Here is an 18,569-nt window from a genome sequence, read left to right as displayed (position 1 = left end):
AGAGCCCCCACCTTCAAAGGCGAACGCGTGCCGTCAACCCTTCCCGCTGCTCCCGCTAAGCGGAATTTGTTGCCGGTTATCGATCGGAGGTCGACGTGAGGACGCCCTCGCGGTCGATATCGACGAACTCGCCGTCTACGACGCGGCCGACGGGGACCCACCCGGTCGTCGACTTCGCGCCGCAGGCGATGCACTGACCGTACGCTCGCACCTGAACCGTCCGCCCCTCGACGCCCGTTTCGAGGAGGTTTTCGACCACCAGATCCGCGAGGTCGCACTCGCAGAAATCTGCCGATTCGAGCCGCCAGAGTTCGCTCACGCTCACGCGCCGGGTGTCGTCGACGGAGAGCCACGCGCCGTCGTCGAGGATGCGAAGTCGTGTCGTCACGTCCGGTCGTACGCACCGGAGCACCCCATCTCTGACGGCGGTCACAAACCGCGACGCTGTCGGCGACGCCGGGTCCGATCCCTACGCCGCCGCAGTCGGTCGGTTTCGTCCGATATCGGACGTCATAGAAGCCGGAACCGACTTCCGGTATCCGGGAGTAGTGGTCCGATTTACTCCGGAAGCGGCCCTTATGGGGTGACACTCCATAGGGAGGTCCGATGACAGACAACCGCCGGCAGCCCCTCCGTCGCCGACCGAACGAGCGGACTGTCGAGCAGCGGCAGCACGCTCCCGCGGACGCCGCGCCGGAACTGTACGAACCGCCGAGACGGACCGAGCGTCGACCGACGAGCGAACGGCCGCCCGCGAACGCGGAGGAACGATGACGCTGACGATGGACCGCGACACCGACGACGAGGCGACCCGAACGGTCGACGAAGCTCCCGAGACGGCCGCCGAGGCGTCCGATTCGACCGATACGGCCGAGAGCGACGAGTACGGTCACCTCGATGACCTCGCCGACGGCGCGGGCTGCACCGAGATCTGGGAGCACCTCTCGGACAGCCGCGGAGAGTGACCGAGACTGGTCTCCCGCGCACGGTGGTCGGGGGAGAGGCTTTTACTCGCCGCCTCGCTAGGTGGAGTCGACGATGACCGACGACGCTGACGACCGCGCCGGGTCGCCCGAACCCGACGGCGGTCGTCGACCGCGGCGCAGCCCCAGACTCCCCGCAGACCGCGAGGAGCCGATCGGAGAGCCGGTCGTCCGCGCGGACCCCGCGGTCACCGGCGAGCGCGCGAAGGAGGCCGTCGGCTTCGACCCCGACGATCCCGAGAGCGTCGCCGAGGCGGCCCGGACGGTCCGGGCGTTCTCGGAGAACACCGTCGGCGCAGCCGACAACGTGTACATGCTCCGCGGCGCGGCCGCCTGTGCGGCGCTCGTCAGGGGCGTCGGCTCCTACAAGGAGGCCGTCGAGCGCGCCGGCGGCGACGTGAGCGTCTCCTTCGTCCGCAAGTGGGCGCGGGTGCACGACCTCCCGCAGGCGATCCGCCGGCACGTCGCCCGCGGCGACATCGCCCCGACCGCCGCGAAGCACATCGCCCGCGTCGCCGGCGTCGACCGCTTCGACCTCGCGTGGGCAGTCGTCGACGCCGACCTCACGGTCCGGGAGGTCCGTCGGCTCGCCAGCGAGGTCGACGACGAGACGAGCGCCGCCGACGCGCTGCGCGCTCGCGGGATCGAACTCGGCCGGATCGAACTGTCGCTCCCGTTGGACACCTACCGAGAACTCAGGCGGCGCGCGTCGATCGAGAACCGCGACCCCGGCGAGATGGTCGCGGAGGCGCTCGAACAGCACTTCGCGGAGGAGTGACGCCGTCGCGGGGACGGGGTGAGACTCCGCCCCGCCACCGCCGGCGACTACGTCTCGCGCTCTCCGTCCCCCGACGGGTTCTCCGCGTCCCACGCCGGAAGCGTGAGGACGACGAGCGCGCCGTCGAGTTCCCCGTGTGCGCCGTCGAACTCGTCCCGCCCCCCGCCGTCACCGTCGGCCGAATCGAAGCGGACCGTCCCGCCAGAGCGCTTCGCGACGTGGTAGACGAACTGGAGACCGAGCCCCGAGCCGTGAAACAGCGGGGTGATCCCCGTCGCGCCGCCCGCGGCCTCCCGCTCCATCTCCGGGATCCCCGGGCCGTCGTCGGCCAGAGAGACGACGACCGTGTCGTCCGCGCGAACGACTCGAACCGACACCCGCGGGTCGCACCGGCGTGGTCGACGGCGTTCCCGAGCACTTCCGCGAGCGCCTCGCGGAGTTCCGGGATCGCCTCGACCTCGACCGTCGCCGGACAGTCGACGTCGATTTCGGCGTCGGGGTGCGACTCGCGGAGCGATTCGAGCAGGTCGTCGAGCAGTTCCGCGACGTCGAGTCTAACGGGGGCCGAATCGTCGGTGAGCAGCTCGACGATCCGACGCTCCTTGTCCGCGAGGTCGACGAGGTCGTTGCCGGTCTCCGTGATCTTCTCGACGGAGCGCCGCGCGTCCGCCCCGACCTGTCCCTCCAAGAGTTCGGCGTGCCCGAGGATCAGGTTCATCTTGTTGTAGAGGTTGTGCCGGAGGATCCGATCGAGGACGCGGAGCTGGTGCTCCCGCTCGGCCTGTTCTGTGACGTCGCGGCAGATGGCGACCGTGCCGTCGACGACGCCCTCCTCGTCGTAGTGGGGATAGCGGGTGGTGACGAACGAGCGGCGGCCTTTCGTTGGGAACGTCGGATCGAGTTCGTACGTGACCGTCTCCTCGCGTTCGACCGCCCGCTCTTTCATCTGCGAGACGCGCCGCGCGGCGGTGTCGTCCATAAACGCGAACTCGTCGCGCCCAATCAGGTCGGACTTCGGCAGCCCGGCGTACTCGCCGACCGCGTCGTTGACGACCTCGAAGGCCCCGGACTCGTCCTGCAGCATGATCGGGTCTTCGAGCCGCTGGACGATCTCGCGGAACGTCTCGAGTTTCTCTTTGGTGTGGACCTGCTCGGTGACGTCGGTCTGGATGGCGACGAAGCCGCGGACCGTCCCGTCGTCGCCCTCGATCGGCGCGATCGTCTCGGAGGCGTGGTAGTGCTCGCCGGATTTGCGCTTGTTGACGATCGGCTCGGACCACACCGCGCCCGAGAGGATCGTACTCCAGAGGTGCCGGTAGTACTCCTGGTCCATCTGGCCGGATTTGAGCAGCGACGGATCGCGGCCGATCGCCTCCTCGGCCGCGTAGCCGGTCACCTCCTCGAAGGCGGGGTTGACGTAGGTGATCGTTCCGTTCCGCTCGGTGATGAAGATCGCGTGCCCCGCGGACTCGACGGCCTGCTCGAACTCCCGGATCGCGTCCTCGCGCTCCTTCTGCTCGGTGACGTCTTGGTACGCCCCCCGGACGGCGACGACGTCCTCCCCCTCGTACACGGGCACCCCCATCGACCGGACCCACCGGATCTCGCCGTCGGCGCGGTAGAGGCGGTACGTCGAGTCGAACCTCTCTCCCGCGAGCGCGGATTCGACGTCCGCCCGGACGTCGGGTCTGTCGTCGGGGTGGTAGAACTGGATCGCGACCTCGACCGTCGGCTCGAACGACGTCGGCAGGCCGTGGATCCGGTAGGTCTCCGTGGTCCACGTGAGCCTCACGTCGGCGACGTCGAACTCCCATCCCCCCACGTCTGCGAGTTCGACATCTCAGCGAGGAGGTCGCGCTCGACCTCGTGGTCCGCGCGTTCGTTGGGGGATTCGCGGCCGTCGAGACAGGTGTCGATAGCGTCGACGAGGAGTGCGTGGTCCGCCGTGTCGATCGACTGCGGGAGGTACCGGACCGATCGGTCGCCGGTCGAGGCCCGGGCGAGGTCGGAGTCGGGGGTCTTCGGATAGAGGATCACCGGACAAGTCGCGTCCGGAACCGGCGTCCGAGAGACGACGCAGTCGATCTGTTTCCTGTCGAGGAGGTGTCGGAGTTGGGTGCCGGTCGTCGCCGAGTACACCGCGAACGGCTCGGAAGCGCCGGACGCAACGGCCCTGATCGACGACGCCAGCGCGTCGTCGGAAACGACGAGGACGGTCGAAGAGTGTGACGTATCAGTGCTCATCTGTCCCGAGTGCGTTCCTCCGTGACCCGCTCGACGAATTGCCAGTCGAAGTAGATCCCCACCACGCGATTGAAAGACACGTCGAGGGGTGAAGGTATAGATGCTTCTACCTCGGTGCGTCGATCGGGTGAACCCGAGAGTAAACGCTTATCACCGGCGGACAGTTAGCAGTCGGTGCGGGCCGGTAGCTCAGTCCGGCAGAGCGTCTGGCTTTTAACCAGACGGTCGCGCGTTCAAATCGCGTCCGGCCCGTATTCTCGCCGCGAGCAACGTCGCGAGCGGCGAGTTCGCTCAATGAATTGATCGGGCAACGCTACGTCGCAAAACCGCGAAGCACCTGCAAGCCCCCGGTCGGTGGACGGCTGCGGCTCGCTGCGCGCCTCGTCGCTCCCGGCGGTCGCTCCTGCGGTGCTTGGCGTCGCCTCGCTCGTCCGCCTACCGGCCCCTTGCGATCCCACCCGACCGCACCGCCTCACCCTCCCCAGCCGACTCCTCGCTCGCGGGGCTCGCTCGTCGCCCCTCGCGTGCGTGTGCCGGGCGACGGAGCGCCCGCCAGCACTCGCCTCGGTAGGAATCCCGTCTCGTCGTACGCGCCCAGTTACGGGAGCGACCCGTTCAGCACCTTGGCGGCGACGAGGACGGGGTCCCAGACGGGGCTGAACGGCGGCGCGTATCCGAGATCCTGCCGTTCGAGTTCCGCGACCGTCATCTCGCCGCCGAGCGCCGTCGCGACCGTGTCGATCCGGACCGCCGCGCGGTCGGTGCCGACGATGCTCCCGCCGAGGAGCAGACCGGAGTCTCGGTCGGCGACGAGCGTGACGGTCGTCTCGGCCGCGCCGGGGTAGTAGCCCGACCGGGAGCCGGCGGTGATCGTCTCCGAGACGGGGTCGAAGCCGGCCTCGCGGGCGCGCTCGTGATCGAGGATGCCGGTCCGTCCGCACTCGAGGTCGAACGCCTTCACCATCGCCGTGCCCGCCACCGAGCCGACGGGCGTGGAGTCGCCGCCGACCGTCGCGCCGATGGCCCGGCCGGCGCGGTTCGCCGGGAGCCCGAGCGGGTCCCACGTGGGGTCCTCAGTCACCATATGCGGCATCTCCGCGACGTCGCCCGCGGCGTAGACGTTCTCGACGGACGTCCGGCCGTACGCGTCGGTGACGACGGCCCCCGAGTCGCCGATCTCGACCGGGGTTCCGTCCAAGAGGTCGGTGTTGGGTTCAATGCCGATGCCGACGAGCGCGGCGTCGACCGCGAGTTCGGAGCCGCTCTCGCAGACGACCCGACCGACGTGCCCGCCGTCGCCGTCGAGGCGGCTCACTTCCTCGCCGAGATGCAGGGTGACGCCCGACTCGCGGAGGTGCTCGGTGACGGCGTCGCCGACCGCCTCGCCGAAGCCCGGAACGGGACGCTCCGAGCGCTGGAACAGGTGGACGTCGAGGTCCCACGCGTCGAACGCCTCGACCATCTCGACCCCGACGTAGCCCGCGCCGACGACCGCGACCGTCTCGGGCGGGGTCATCGCCCCGTAGCGTTCGACGACCGCCGGGTCGAGGGCGTCGCCGCCGCCGAGGGCGTCGACGTCGAACTCCTCCGGCGGCGTGAGGTACGCGCGGATCGCCGCGGCGTGGTCGAGTCCGTGGAGGGTGAAGACGCCGTCGAGCGTCGCGCCCTCGATCGGCTCGGAGACCGCGTGCGCGCCGGTCGCGACGAGCAGGTCGCCGTAGGGCTGCTCGAACGTCGCGCCGTCGGCCGCGACGGTGACCGTCTTCGCGTCGGTATCGACCGCGCGGACCTCGTGGCCGCGCCGGAGGTCGATGCCGCGCTCTTCCGCCGCCTCCGGCGACAGCGACAGCAGGTCCGAGAGCCGGTCGACCTCGCCTTTCACGAAGTACGGCGTGCCGCAGTGCGCGTACGAGACCCACTCGCCCTTCTCGAAGACGACGACCTCGCGGTCGGGATCGGTTCGCAGGCACTTGCTCGCCGCCGAGAGTCCGGCGGCGTCACCGCCGACGACCACAAAGGGATCGGACATACGACTACCTTGCAGTCGCCGACGGTAGATAGCTTTCGCCGGACGGCGTGAGACGCGCACCACCGCGCTGAGAACGCGGGGTTTTAGCACCCTCCACCTCCGAACTACACCGACAACTCGCAGAACAGGCCGCCGGATCGCCGTCGTTTCCCGACGGACTCCGGGCGGCGGAAACGAACCGAACGGACGGGCCACGAGCACTTCAGACACACGAGTATGAAAGAACGCACGTACATCGGCGCGATCGACCAGGGAACGACCGGAACGCGGTTCATCGTCTTCGACTACGGCGGCGAACCCGTCGCGAACGCCTACGAGACGCACGAACAGCTCTATCCCGAACCGGGATGGGTCGAACACGACCCCGAGGAGATCTGGGAGAACACGACCGCCGTCATCGAACGCGCGCTCGACGACGCCGGGATCGACGCCTCGCAGTTGGCCGCGATCGGGATCACGAACCAGCGGGAGACGACCGTCGTCTGGGACCGCGAGTCGGGGACGCCGGTGTACAACGCCATCGTCTGGCAGGACCGCCGGACGACGGACCGGATCGAGGCGCTGGAGCGAGCGGGCAAAGACGAGTGGGTGCGCGAGCGAACCGGCCTCGAACCCGACGCGTACTTCTCGGCGACGAAGGCCGAGTGGCTCCTCGACAACGCCGACCCGATCAAGCTCCAGCGGATGCGCCCGGAAGACGTCCGCGACCGCGCGGAGGCCGGAGAGCTCTGCTTCGGGACGATCGACTCGTGGCTGATCTACAAACTGACCGGCGAGCACGTCACCGACGTGACGAACGCCTCGCGGACGATGCTGTTCGACATCCACGAACTGGCGTGGGACGACGACCTGCTCGCGGAGTTCGACGTCCCCGCGGCGATGCTCCCCGAGGTCCGCCCCTCCTCGGACGACGACCACTACGGCACGACCGACCCCGAGGGGTTCCTCGGCGCGTCGGTCCCCGTCGCGGGCGCGCTCGGCGACCAGCAGGCGGCGCTGTTCGGCCAGACCTGTTTCGACGCCGGGGACGCGAAGAACACCTACGGGACGGGCTCGTTCATGCTGATGAACACCGGACCGGACGCCGTCAGCTCCGACAACGGGCTGCTCACCACCGTCGGCTTCCAGCGCTCTGGCGAGCCCGCCCAGTACGCGCTGGAGGGGTCGATCTTCATCACCGGCGCGGCCATCGAGTGGCTCGAAGACCTGACGCTGATCGACAACCCCGCCGAGAGCGAGGCGCTCGCCCGCTCGGTCGACTCGACGGACGGCGTCTACCTCGTGCCCGCCTTTACGGGCCTCGGCGCGCCGCACTGGGATCAGCGCGCCCGGGGGACGATCGTCGGGATGACCCGCGGCACGCGCCGCGAGCACATCGTCCGCGCGACGCTGGAGTCGATCGCGTTCCAGACGCGCGACGTCGCCGAGGCGATGACCGAGGACAGCGGCATCGAACTGTCGGGGCTCCGCGTCGACGGCGGCGCGGTGAAGAACAACTTCCTCTGTCAGCTCCAGGCGGACGTCGTCGGCACCGACATCGTCCGCCCCGAGGTCGACGAGACGACCGCGCTCGGCGCGGCCTACGCCGCCGGGCTCGCCGTCGACTACTGGGGTTCGCTCGACGAACTCCGCGAGAACTGGCGCGTCGACCGCGAGTTCGAGCCGGAACGAGCCGCCGACGTCGAAACGCGGTACGGTCGCTGGCAGGAGGCCGTCGAGCGCTCGCTCGACTGGGCCCGAGACGAGGAGTGAGGATGCGCGTCGCCGCCGTCCAACTCCCGGCCCGAAACGACCCGGAGGGCAACAGGGAGCGGGTCGAGTCGCGAGTCCGTGCGGCCGCCGCCGACGGGGCGGAGCTTCTCGTCCTCCCCGAACTGTGGCCCGTCGGCTACTTCGCGTTCGACGCCTACCGGGACGCCGCGGAACCGGTTCCGGGTCCAACGACCGACTGGCTGTCGGGGCTCGCGGCCGACCTCTCGATCCACCTGCACGGCGGCAGTCTCGTCGAACGCGACGGCGAGAACCTGTACAACACGTCGCTGCTGTTCGGCCCGGACGGCGACCTGCTCGCGACCTACCGGAAGGTCCACCTGTTCGGGTACGACTCCGAGGAGTCGAACCTGCTCTCGCCGGGCACCGAGCCCTGCGCCGTCGAAACCGACCTCGGAACGGTCGGACTGACGACCTGCTACGACCTCCGGTTTCCGACGCTCTACCGCTCGCTCGTCGATTCGGGGGTCGAGACGCTGCTCGTCACCTCCGCGTGGCCCCGCGAGCGACTCGACCACTGGCACCTGTTCGCCCGGACGCGGGCCGTCGAGAACCAGTCGATCCTCGTCGCGGCGAACCTCACCGGAGCGGTCGAGGGCGTCGAACTCGGCGGCGAGAGCCTGGTCGTCGACCCGTGGGGCGTCGAGCGCGCGAACGCGGGACGGGGTCCGGGCGTCGCTCACGCGGACGTCGGCCTCGACGAGGTTCGAGACACGCGCGAGTCGTTCCCGGCGCTCGCGGACCGGCGACTCTGAACCGGAGGTGTCGGACTGCCGGGCGGAGCCGGCGCTACCCTCGCGAGCGTTTATATAAGATCGCGGGACCAACGTCGCCGTGATCTGAGTGTAGTCCCGCGTCGGGCAGCGGTTGTCCGGCACGCCGACGCGGGGGAATCGGCGACACCGAGGCGGCAGCGACGCGTCTCTTCACACGTCGTCCGCGCGGGTGCCGGCTGTTCGCCAAACCCGTGCAGCGACGGCTATCGCCGGACGTTCTGTCCGTCCGAGTCACCCACGACGTCGTCGCCGTCGTAGACGACCTCTCCCCGGACCAGCGTCAGGTCCGGGAAGACGCCGTCGAATCCCTCGAACGGCGTCCACCCGCACTTCGAGTGGAGATCCTCCCCGCGGATCTCCCGTGAGACCCCCGGATCGACGAGCACGAGGTCCGCGTCGTAGCCCTCGGCGACGCGGCCCTTCTGCGGGAGGTCGAAGATCTCCGCGACGTTCGTCGACGTGACGTCGCGGACGCGCTCGTAGGAGATCTCTCCCCGCCGCGCCCGCTCCAGCAGCAGCGGCAGCATCGTCTCGACGCCGGGGACGCCGCTCGGGGCGTCCCACAGACCGACCTCCTTCTCCTCGACGGTGTGCGGCGCGTGGTCTGTCGCGACGATGTCGACGCCGCCGTCGACGAGCCGCTGCCACAGCTTCTCGCGTCGCTCCTCGCTCCGGAGCGGCGGGTTCATCCGCCCGTACGTTCCCAGTTCGGTCGCGTCCTCGCGGGAGAGAAAGAGGTGATGCGGGGTCGCTTCGCAGGTCGCGCCGCCAGCGACGGCCGCGTCGACGCCCTCGGGCGTACTCGTGTGTGCGATGTGGACGTCGGCACCGGACGCCGCGCCGACGTCGACTGCGCGCTCGACGGCCGCGGCCTCCGCCTCGGCGCGGCGGTACCGACTCCAGACGTCGCGTCGGCGTCGCGACCGACCCCGCCGGCGTCGCGCTCGCGGGCCGACTCGTCGAACAGGTCGGCGTCCTCGGCGTGGACAGTGACGACGACGTCCGCGTCGGCCGCCCGCTCGACCGCGTCCGCGAACAGGTCCGCGTCGATGCCCATATCGCCGGTCGAGTCCGCGAGGAAGACCTCGCCGAGCGCGAACAGCGGACGGTCGAACAGCGAGTCGGGGTCCCACTCGGGCGTGACGCCGCCGTTGAGACCGTAGTCGATGCACGAACCCGCCGCGAGCGACGCCTTCTCGTCGAACGCCTCCCCGGAGATCGTCGGCGGCGTGGTGTTCGGCTGATCGACGGCGGTCGTCACGCCGCCAGCGGCAGCGCTCCGCGACCCTGTCGCCCACGTCTCCTTGTGTGCGTGGCCGGGTTCGCGGAAGTGGACGTGGGCGTCGATCGCGCCCGGGAGCAGCAGCCGTTCGTCCGCCTCGACGATCTGATCGTCGTCCGCAGCTGCGAGTGAGCGATCGACGGCGGCGATCCGACCCGATTCGACTCGGACGTCGCGAACTCGACCGTCGGCGAGACGCGCGTCGCGAAAGAGCATCGACATACCTCCGTCTCACCCGGAGGCGACCTAAGCCCGACGGTTCAGCGCGTGGGATCGTCCGCGAGAACGTCCTCCACCGAGACCGACTCTGTCGAGAGATCACCGCAAAATGCGTCGAACAGCGCGTCGACGACCGCTTCCGAGTCAGCGGGTCCGCCGCCGCGGGCGACGCTGCCGACCGACTCCGGCGCGAACGGAACGCCGAGCGCGTCGTAGACCTCGTCGAGGACCGTCGCGAGTTCCTCGTGGCCGTCGACGACGACGATGCCCGAGACGCGCGCCGTCTCCCGCTGGATGCGTTGGGCGAGTCCGGCGATCTTCCCGCGCGCCTGCACCGAGTGCTCGCCGGGACAGAACGACGCGTCCGGCTCACCGCGGCGGGCGGGGACGCCCAACGACCGCAACGCGCGGACGACGCCCGTGGTCGCTGCCTCGTAGCGCGCCGTCGTCTCCTGCCGCGGCGTCGCCGTCGGGACGACCGCCGCGAACGCGACCGTCGTCCCGGTGTACGCGACCGCACGGCCCCCGACGCTGCGTTCGATCGCGGGGTAGCCGTTCGCGTCCGCCCGCTGGCGGGCCCGCTCGTACCCCTCGGCACGCGCGTCGCGCCGGCCGAACGCCACCTGGCGGTGCGGCGTCCAGACGCGGACCGCGGGCACCCCAGTCGTCGCGACTGCGTCGCTGAGCTCCTCGACGACCGCCCGATCGGCGTCCAGCGACGGCGCGCGCCCGCGGACGGTTCGGACGGTCTCACAGTCGGAGGCGAGGCGGTCGATCACGCTCGGGAGTCGGTGCCGACGCACCTAAGCGCTCTCGGTCCCGCCGGGCGGTATGGCCGGTGATTCGACGTGACGCCGGATGCGGATCGGGGGCGTCGGGAGACGACCGGCGACCCACGATCCGCCGACAGCGGCGTCCGCGTCCCCCTGTCGACGCTCCGCCGATACCGGCAGTTCTCGCTCTACAACTCGCCGTATCCCGCACACGGCGCGGGCTGTGCGATCGACCTCTATCCGGCGACGAACGAGGGACTCTCCCCCGTCGCGGCGAGGTGTTGGAGACGCAGACGGTGCGCGCGCCGCCGAAGTCCTACGCGCACGACGAGGAGCACCTGATTCTCGTCGACGTCGACTGCGAGCGGAGCGGGATCGTTAGCGAGGAAATCGACGCCGCTGATGGCCTCGTCGCGCGCGTCCTCCACGTCCGACCGACGGTCGAGGCCGGCGAGACCGTCGACGTCGGCGACTCGCTCGGACCGATGGTCCGCTCGGGCTTCTTCGCGCCGTGGGTCGCGAACCACGTCCACGTCGGGTTCCGACGCGCCGGACAGAACCTCCACCGCGCCGGCGGGTCGCTCCCAGTCGTCGCCGACGTCGACGTCGAACCGCTCGCGTGGGACGGCGTCGGCACGGTCGTCGAGACCGGCGACACCTACGCGCTCCTCGACGCGCCGACGCACCCGGCACCGGGAGAGCGGTTCGCCGGGATCTCGGGGGTCCTCGGCGACGGCGAACGGGTCGTCCTCGACGGCGGACTAGCGCATTACGCCGGAGGGGGTGCGCTGCGGAGCGAGCGCGGCGCGGGGCGGAACGCGGCCGCACCGGTGTCGTTCCTCGGCCACCACGTCGGCGACGCGTCGGGGCGGAACGTCGCGTGGCGCGCTATCGACGTGCTCGCGAACGGCGACCGAATCACCGGTCTCTCGCTCTTCGCCGCGCTGGACCCCGAGTTCGGGGCCAAACTCGTCTGTCCGGAACGCTCGTTCCGGGTCGGCGAGCGCGTCGAGGTGTCCGTCCGCGAGAGCGACGACCCGATCAGGCTCGGCTAGGCCGGGGAAAGAGACGGGCGTCGCCGGCACCGCGGCGAGACCGTCGGGTACTATACGCACGCCCCGCCCTGAGTGGGTATGACCGACGAGGGCGAGGCGACCGGCGAGGGCGATGGGCTGTCGGAACTTCCCGACGACGCGGCGGCGTTCGTCCAGGCGCACATCGAACGCGAGCACGGCTACCTCTCGTGGCTCGGAACGACGGTCGAGACGCTCGAACCGGGGCGCGTGGTGATGGCTATTCCGTACGACGAGAAACTGACGAACACGACGAATCCGCCGACCGTCCACGGCGGCATCGCGGCGACGCTCATCGACACGGCGGGGGGCATCGCCCAGCGGACGTTGCTGGACGATCCCATCGACGGCAACGTCGCCACCGTGAACCTCAACGTCAACTACCTCCGGCGCGCCTCGGGGGACCTGACCGCGACCGCGGAGGTCGTCCGGGCGGGCGGGACCATCGGCGTCAGCACGGTGACGGTCGTCAGCCGGATCCCCGAGGACGTCGACGACGACGCCTCGCGCCGCTGGGAGGGGACGACCTCGGGCGAGGCCGTCGCCACGGGACAGGCGTCCTACCGGCTGTTTCGTGGGTGACCGGCGGTCCCTCGAAACGCCGGGCTACTCGAAGACGACCTCGTCCCGAGTCCCGACTTCGCCGAAGAGCCAGTCGGCGTGATCGAGGGCGTACTCCTTGTGGTCGTCCTCGATGGCTCCGATGGCGTCCTCGACGAGTACCGGGCGGTAGTCGCGCAGTCCGGCGCTGCCCGCGGTGTGGAGGACGCAGACGTTCGCGAGCGTGCCGCAGACGAGGAGGTCGTCGACGCCGCGCGCCGACAGCCACCCGTCGAGTTCCGTCTGGTAGAAGGCGTCGTAGGTGTGCTTTTCGACGACGTGATCCTCCTCGTGGACGTCGAGTTCCTCGACCAGTTCGGCCTCCCAGGAGTTCTCGGCGACGTGTTCGCCCCAGCGGTCGAACTCGTCGTAGTAGTGCGCGTCCTCGAACTGCTCGGGCGGGTGGACGTCGCGGGTGTACACGATCCGCGCGCCGGCGTCGCGGGCGTCGGCGACGAGGTCGACCACGTCGTCGACGACAGCCTCGCTCGCGGGAGCGTGGAGGCTCCCGTCGGGGTGACAGAAGCCGTTCTGCATATCGACGACGATGACGGCTGTGCGGTCGGGATCGAACGGTTCGATCGGCATACGGTACCGTAGCGCTGCGGGAGAGAAAGGCGTTCGGTCGACGGCGTGCGGCGAGGTGAAGTCAGGAGACGAGCGGCGGGCGACGAGGTGCGAGCCGGGAGCGACGCGAACGGTGACCGAATCGCTGCGGAAAGGTACTTCCCTGCGTGGTCCTTTTCGCCGGCAATGACGAAGAACCGCGGCGTTCTGGCCGCAGCCCTCGCCCTGTTGCTCGTCCTCGCGGGGTGCAGCGCCCCGGTGATGGAATCGGACCCCGTCGCACCCGCCGGCGGCGACGCCGCGGCGTCGCCGAACGCCGACTTCGACGATCCCGACCGCGACGTCCTCGGCTGGGAGAACGGCTACTGGCACAACGAGTCGATCGACGTCGACCAGTCCGACGGACTCTCCGACGCGGAACTGGAGGCCTACGTCGCGCGGTCGATGGCCAGAGTCGAGTACATCCGCGGCGAGGAGTTCGACTCGCAGGTCCCCGTGAACGTGATCTCCCGGGAGGAGTACCGAAACCGCTCGTCCGGCGGGTCGAGCGACGGTGAGGCCAACGAATACGAGCGCTGGAACGATCAGGTGTGGGAGGCGCTGTTCGTGACCGGCGAGTCCGAGAGCAGCGGCGAGGCGATCGGCGAGACCCGAAGCGCCGCCGTCGCCGGGTTCTACTCGCCGTCGGACGACGAGATCAAGATCATCACCGACTCCCCCGAGTCGCCGACGATCAACAACGCGACGCTCGTCCACGAACTCGTCCACGCGCTACAGGACCAGGAGTACGACCTGACGAAGGCGAAGTACGGCGGGCAGACGCAGGACGAACAGCTCGCGGCGGACGGGCTCGTCGAGGGCGACGCGAAGTACGTCGAACAGCGCTACAGCCAGCGCTGCGGCGAGTCGTGGGAGTGCGTCGGAACGCCGTCGAGCGGCGGGAGCGGCGGCGGTGGCGGGGGGCAGCCGAACCTCGGCATCTTCCTGACGATCTTCCAGCCGTACTCCGACGGCCCGGTGTACGTCCACGACCTCGTCGAGCGCGAGGGGTGGAGCGCGATCGACGAGCGCTTCGAGACGCCGCCGACCTCCTCCGAGCAGATCATCCACCGCACGGACGAGGAACCCGTCCCCATCGAGTACCGCGACCGAGCGCGGAACGGCTGGGAGACGTTCCCCGACCAGGGCGAGGACGGCTCCGACACCGTGGGCGAGGCGTCGATGTACGTGATGTTCTGGTACCAGGCCCGCCAGAGCGGCGCGGAGACGATCGACCCGCGCACCATCGGCGACGTCGAGAACCGCTACGACACCTACAACTACGACGCCGAGCCGTCCGCCGGGTGGGCGAACGACCGTTTGTTCCCGTACAAGCAGGCGACCGACTCGGGGACCGAGTACGGCTACGTCTGGGCGACCGAGTGGGACACCGAGCGCGACGCCCGCGAGTTCCAGCGCGCCTACCGGGCGATCCTCGACGCCCACGACGCCGAGGAGCGCGCGACGAACACCTACGTCGTGCCCGACGGGCAGTTCGCCGACGCGTTCCGCGTCACTCGCTCGGGAACGCGCGTGACGATCGTGAACGGGCCGACCGTCGAGGACCTCGACGACATCCGGCCGCGACGGTCCTGAACTGCGGACGGGAGTCGGCAGCGACACGACCGGGTCCGCCGGAGACTGAAGAGGAATCCCCTTCGGAACCCCGGAGCGAACGAGTGCGTTTTTCAACGCGCCGCGCGAACGCCGCGTATGGAGTTCGACATCGTCGGTCCCGACGCCATCAAAGCGGGGTCGGCGACCGACGCGTACTTCGATCGGACGGAGACGACGCTCCGTCACGCGGGGCGGAACCCCCGCGTCGTCGCGGAGGTGACCGCCGATCAGTTCCCCGACGGCGACTACGAACTGCTGGCGGGCGTCAAAGACGCCGCCGCGCTCTTGGAAGGCAGAGACGTCGACGTCGACGTCGTCCCCCCGGGGCGGCTGTTCGACGGCGGTCCAGTGATGCGGATCGAGGGCGAGTACCTCGAGTTCGCGCGTTTCGAGACGTCGCTGCTCGGATTTCTCTCGCACGCCTCGGGCGTCGCGACCGCGGCGCTCGACGTGCGCCGGGCGGCCCCCGACTCGACGGTCCTCTCGTTCGGCGCGAGACACGTCCACCCCTCGATCGCGGCGATGGTCGAGCGGAGCGCGCTCGTCGCGGGACTCGACGGCTTCTCGCACGTCGCCGCCGGCGAGGTGATCGGCCGGGAGGCGGGCGGGACGATGCCGCACGCGCTGCTCATCTGCTTCGGTCGCGGCAACCAGGAGCGGGCGTGGCAGGCCTTCGACGACGCCGTCGACGAGGACGTCCCGCGCGTGGCGCTGTGTGACACCTACTCCGACGAGACCGACGAGGCGCTGCGGGCCGCCGAGGCGCTCGGCGACCGCCTCGACAGCGTGCGGCTCGACACGACCGGATCACGGCGCGGCGACTTCCGGCACATCATCGAGGAAGTGCGCTGGACGCTCGACGCCTACGGCCACGAGGACGTCGACATCTTCGTCTCCGGCGGGCTCGGGCCGTCTGACCTCCGCAAGCTCGAAGACGTCGCCGACGGCTTCGGCGTCGGGGGCTACGTCTCCAACGCCGACCCCGTCGACTTCGCCCTCGACATCGTCGAACTCGACGGAGAACCGGCCGCGAAGCGCGGAAAGCTCACCGGTGCGAAGGCCGTCTATCGGACCCCCGACGGCGGCCATCACGTGAAGCGGCGCGCAGAGTCGGCCCCGGACGACGGCGAGGCGCTGCTCGAACCGCTCATCCGCGACGGGGAGGTCGTCGGCGACGTCGATCTCGGAATCGACGCGGCCGCCGAACGGGCCGCTCGGGACGCGGAGCTGTGTGCGTACGGGGCCGACGACGCGAGAAGCGAGTAGTCGGACGCAGCGCGGTCGGTCAGTTCAACTCTTCGACGCTGCCGCCGTCGGCGCGCTCGCGGAATACCTGCCCGTCGAACAGCGTGACCGTCGTGTCCTCGTCCTGCCACGCCAGCGGCGAGAGCCCCGCCTTCCGGCAGGCGTGCGTGAGGAACTGCTCCTCGTTCCAGCCGTTCTCGACCGGGATCGTCGGATAGAGCCACCCGTGGCTGTCGTCCTTGTCGACGACGACGCCGTGCGTGCCCAGTTCGATGTCGTCGAGCGGGCGGTCCGTCTGGGTGTAATCGCAGACGACACAGACGGAAATCGTGAGGTTGGACAGTTCGGGTTGCTCGATTTCGGAGCCACAGGAGTTCTCCGATGCGGCCTGGATCGCCGCGTCGACGATGGCGTGGCCGAGTTGATCGTTCCCGCGATACGCGCCGGCGCACCCGCGCAGTCGACCGCGTCCGCGCGTCGATCGGATCCGGACGAACGCGCCGGTCCGTGCGTAGAAGGCATCACGCATGCTCCCCGGCTGCTCGCGTTGTCCGTGTAAAACGTACGATTCGACCGATTCACGCGCTAGCTCGACCGCCCTCGCCCCATCCTCGTAGGTGAGACGAACGGTCTGCGCCTCGGACATATGTCCGTACAGGAACCCGTCCGACTTGAACGCTTCCCTTCTTTCCGGCGGCTAAACGCCCCGAGGCCCGCATTTGGAGCGGATCGGCGGTCGGACGCGCGTTCGCCGCCGGAATGTACCAAAATATTCAGGATAGATGTACGATCGCTGCGCGATCCCGTCGCTCGGCAAGCGATCCGATAGCGGTTCGACCGAACGGCTTATTGGACGCTCTCCCCTCCGGGTAAGTGGCAGAGAGAGCTCGGCTCCCGTCGGTCCGTCAGGCTGATGAGGAAAGTCCCCCCACCGTCCGGACAGGTGACCGGGCGCAAGCCCGGAGTCGGAGACGACTGGCTCTGGAACAGAAACGAGACCCCTCGGCCCGACCGATGAGACGCGAGCGGCGGATTCCCGCCGCCGGCGTCCGCGGGGCGACCCGCGGGCGCGCGAACCGACCCGTAAGGGGAGGGAGTTGACCCGTCGAGGGAAGCGCGATCACGACGTGATCGCCGAAAGTGAGCGGCGTCAGCCGCGAACAGCGCGGTCGCAGCGCGGCCGCGAACGGCCGAGAACGGATGGAACGGCGAATCCTCACCGGTGCAAGTCCGCGCCGCAAAGGTAGTCCGGACAGGGCGCGGCCGCTCAGCCGAATGCCGAGCCGAACAGAAGGGGGCTTACTCCTCTCAGCCGCTCACGTTCGCCAGCGACGGCTTCGTCAGGAGAGTTAGTGACAATCAGAAGACACGAACCGGTCAGTAGCGAACATTCTTGTCGGAGAGCTCCCTTCCGACAGTATATGCCGAAGCGGTCGCGCGGACTCGTCGTCGTCTCGCTGGCGCTTCTGATCGCGATCGCCGGTTGTGCGGGTTCGGCGGTGGATCTCCCGTCGACAGGAATCGGCGGCGACGAGGGGACGTCGACGTTACCTGTCGGACAGGCTACAGAAACGGCGGACTCGACGTCCGATCGGCCCAGCGCGACGCCGACGGCGATTCCCGACGGATCGAACCCGTGGGGCACTGAGCCGGTGGTCGTCGCCGTCTGCGACACGGCGGGGACCGACCGGGAGTGGACGCCGCTCGTCGCGGAGGCGACCGCCTACTGGGAAACCAACGCCGATCGCTTCGCCGGCTTCCCCGTCGACTACGAGGTCCGACCGGACGCGTCGGACCCGGACGTCGTCGTCGAATTCGTCGACGAGGTCCCCGAGTGCGACGACTCGACCGACGCGGCGGGCTGTGCGCCGCTGATCGAGGACTCCCGACAGATCGACCGCCCGGAGACCGTCTACGTTCGAACGGGGTTCTCGGACAACTCGACCGTCCGCGTGCTCGAACACGAGTTCGGCCACACGCTCGGACTCACGCACGACGACGAGCCAGCGGAGATAATGACCAGCCAGACCGTGCTGTACACCGAGCCACAGACGGACGCGACAGAACGCGATTTCCCGTGGAGAGACGCCGACTTCACCGTCTACGTCGACGACGAGAACGCGAGCGACCCCGACGGGATGCGAACGCAGGTCCGGCACGCCCTGGAGTACTACGAGGACGGGCCCGACGGCGAAGACGCCCCGGAGGGGATGCCCTCGAACCTCTCGTTCACGACGGTCGAGGACCCCGACGATGCCGACATCGTGATTCGCCCCGTCGAGTCGTCGCCGTGCGGCGACCGGGCGGCGTCCTGCGGGGCGACGGCCGGCGAAGACCCCGACGGCGACGGCGCGATCGAGACGTACACGTCGATGCGGATCTCGCTCGTCGACCTCGACACCGACGCCGTCGGCTGGCACGTCGGCTACTGGCTCGCGTACGGGCTCGGAGCCGAGGACGACGCCGACAAGCCGTCACCGTTCCGCGACGCTTCCTACGAGGAGCGCCGCAGCGAGTGGTGGGAGTAGTCTCGACGGCGGCTCAACCGACCGGGGCGAGCGGCGGATTCTTTTC

At 69.7% G+C, this 18,569-nt stretch carries 16 protein-coding genes, 1 tRNA gene, 1 other RNA gene and 3 pseudogenes; 12 read left to right on the top strand and 9 right to left on the bottom strand.

Translation table 11 applies throughout. The features are described from left to right. Positions 1-76: 76 nt before the first annotated feature. The gene (locus tag ACP99_RS03775) at positions 77-388 is read right to left on the bottom strand and encodes a hypothetical protein (RefSeq protein ID WP_049985322.1); all 312 of its coding nucleotides are present in this window, start codon (positions 386-388) and stop codon (positions 77-79) included. 218 nt (positions 389-606) lie between these two features. On the opposite strand from ACP99_RS03775, the gene ACP99_RS19815 reads away from it, so the two are divergent. The 3 genes from ACP99_RS19815 to ACP99_RS03765 all read left to right on the top strand — a co-directional run bounded on the left by ACP99_RS19815 (position 607) and on the right by ACP99_RS03765 (position 1,761). Beyond that, entirely contained in the window at positions 607-774 is a 168-nt protein-coding gene (locus ACP99_RS19815) for a hypothetical protein (RefSeq protein ID WP_156105585.1), read from the top strand. Further along, complete coding sequence (locus ACP99_RS03770; RefSeq protein WP_197052344.1) at positions 771-965, top strand: hypothetical protein; 195 nt, start codon at positions 771-773, stop codon at positions 963-965. The genes ACP99_RS19815 and ACP99_RS03770 overlap by 4 nt, the downstream gene beginning before the upstream one ends. Before the next feature lie 73 nt (positions 966-1,038). Then, positions 1,039-1,761 (top strand): DUF7119 family protein, encoded by a 723-nt coding sequence (locus ACP99_RS03765; protein ID WP_049985321.1) that lies wholly within the window; start codon positions 1,039-1,041, stop codon positions 1,759-1,761. Between the two features lie 47 nt (positions 1,762-1,808). On the opposite strand, the gene ACP99_RS21495 is transcribed toward ACP99_RS03765, so the two are convergent. The 3 genes and pseudogenes from ACP99_RS21495 to ACP99_RS03755 all read right to left on the bottom strand — a co-directional run bounded on the left by ACP99_RS21495 (position 1,809) and on the right by ACP99_RS03755 (position 4,005). Next, entirely contained in the window at positions 1,809-2,138 is a 330-nt protein-coding gene (locus ACP99_RS21495; protein ID WP_394324855.1) for an ATP-binding protein, read from the bottom strand. Positions 2,139-2,533: 395 nt separating this feature from the next. Beyond that, a pseudogene (locus ACP99_RS21490) lies at positions 2,534-3,553 on the bottom strand (PAS domain-containing protein); the annotation flags it as partial. After that, on the bottom strand, positions 3,550-4,005 hold the full coding sequence (locus ACP99_RS03755) for a hypothetical protein (RefSeq protein ID WP_049985319.1): 456 nt from the start codon (positions 4,003-4,005) through the stop codon (positions 3,550-3,552). The pseudogene ACP99_RS21490 and the gene ACP99_RS03755, both read right to left, overlap by 4 nt. Positions 4,006-4,183: 178 nt before the next feature. Here ACP99_RS03755 and ACP99_RS03750 point away from each other — a divergent pair. Next, positions 4,184-4,257 (top strand) — tRNA-Lys (locus tag ACP99_RS03750). 346 nt (positions 4,258-4,603) lie between these two features. Here ACP99_RS03750 and ACP99_RS03745 read toward each other — a convergent pair. After that, positions 4,604-6,034 (bottom strand): FAD-dependent oxidoreductase, encoded by a 1,431-nt coding sequence (locus ACP99_RS03745; RefSeq protein ID WP_049985318.1) that lies wholly within the window; start codon positions 6,032-6,034, stop codon positions 4,604-4,606. A 216-nt stretch (positions 6,035-6,250) separates the two neighbouring features. Between ACP99_RS03745 and glpK the strand changes: the two genes are divergently transcribed. Together glpK and ACP99_RS03735 are read left to right on the top strand one after the other, a co-directional pair. After that, positions 6,251-7,786: a glycerol kinase GlpK gene (glpK, locus tag ACP99_RS03740; RefSeq protein ID WP_049985317.1), complete on the top strand. Its 1,536-nt coding sequence runs from the start codon at positions 6,251-6,253 to the stop codon at positions 7,784-7,786. A 2-nt stretch (positions 7,787-7,788) separates the two neighbouring features. Then, positions 7,789-8,559, top strand: a complete 771-nt coding sequence (locus ACP99_RS03735) for a carbon-nitrogen family hydrolase (protein ID WP_049985316.1) — start codon at positions 7,789-7,791, stop codon at positions 8,557-8,559. 224 nt (positions 8,560-8,783) lie between these two features. Here the strand turns inward: ACP99_RS03735 and ACP99_RS03730 are convergent. Continuing rightward, positions 8,784-10,078, bottom strand: a pseudogene (locus ACP99_RS03730) (dihydroorotase). A 44-nt stretch (positions 10,079-10,122) separates the two neighbouring features. Then, positions 10,123-10,860: a lipoate--protein ligase family protein gene (locus tag ACP99_RS03725; RefSeq protein ID WP_231554204.1), complete on the bottom strand. Its 738-nt coding sequence runs from the start codon at positions 10,858-10,860 to the stop codon at positions 10,123-10,125. 147 nt (positions 10,861-11,007) lie between these two features. Between ACP99_RS03725 and ACP99_RS03720 the strand changes: the two are divergent. Further along, positions 11,008-11,909 (top strand): annotated as a pseudogene (locus tag ACP99_RS03720) (hypothetical protein). Positions 11,910-11,987: 78 nt separating this feature from the next. After that, positions 11,988-12,509 (top strand): PaaI family thioesterase, encoded by a 522-nt coding sequence (locus tag ACP99_RS03715; protein WP_049985315.1) that lies wholly within the window; start codon positions 11,988-11,990, stop codon positions 12,507-12,509. Positions 12,510-12,533: 24 nt separating this feature from the next. Here ACP99_RS03715 and ACP99_RS03710 read toward each other — a convergent pair whose 3' ends face one another. After that, positions 12,534-13,115, bottom strand: coding sequence for a cysteine hydrolase family protein (locus ACP99_RS03710; protein WP_049985314.1), 582 nt, complete (start codon positions 13,113-13,115; stop codon positions 12,534-12,536). Positions 13,116-13,280: 165 nt separating this feature from the next. Here ACP99_RS03710 and ACP99_RS03705 point away from each other — a divergent pair, with 165 nt between their 5' ends. Both ACP99_RS03705 and ACP99_RS03700 read left to right on the top strand, forming a co-directional pair. Beyond that, complete coding sequence (locus ACP99_RS03705; protein WP_049985313.1) at positions 13,281-14,729, top strand: Hvo_1808 family surface protein; 1,449 nt, start codon at positions 13,281-13,283, stop codon at positions 14,727-14,729. Positions 14,730-14,846: 117 nt separating this feature from the next. Next, positions 14,847-16,016 (top strand): nicotinate phosphoribosyltransferase, encoded by a 1,170-nt coding sequence (locus ACP99_RS03700; protein ID WP_049985312.1) that lies wholly within the window; start codon positions 14,847-14,849, stop codon positions 16,014-16,016. 19 nt (positions 16,017-16,035) lie between these two features. Here the strand turns inward: ACP99_RS03700 and ACP99_RS03695 are convergent, their stop codons facing one another. Further along, positions 16,036-16,641 (bottom strand): TIGR00296 family protein, encoded by a 606-nt coding sequence (locus tag ACP99_RS03695; RefSeq protein WP_049985311.1) that lies wholly within the window; start codon positions 16,639-16,641, stop codon positions 16,036-16,038. A gap of 229 nt (positions 16,642-16,870) precedes the next feature. On the opposite strand from ACP99_RS03695, the gene rnpB reads away from it, so the two are divergent. Then, positions 16,871-17,309: RNase P RNA component (gene rnpB / locus ACP99_RS03930), an RNA gene on the top strand. 107 nt (positions 17,310-17,416) lie between these two features. Continuing rightward, positions 17,417-18,523: a matrixin family metalloprotease gene (locus ACP99_RS03690; RefSeq protein ID WP_049985310.1), complete on the top strand. Its 1,107-nt coding sequence runs from the start codon at positions 17,417-17,419 to the stop codon at positions 18,521-18,523. Positions 18,524-18,569 lie beyond the last annotated feature (46 nt).

The organism is Halobellus rufus (genome assembly GCF_000739575.1).
Lineage (GTDB): Archaea > Halobacteriota > Halobacteria > Halobacteriales > Haloferacaceae > Haloquadratum > Haloquadratum rufum.
The sequence above is the reverse complement of the archived record's forward strand: the minus strand, read 5'-3'. Positions and strand labels throughout refer to the sequence as shown.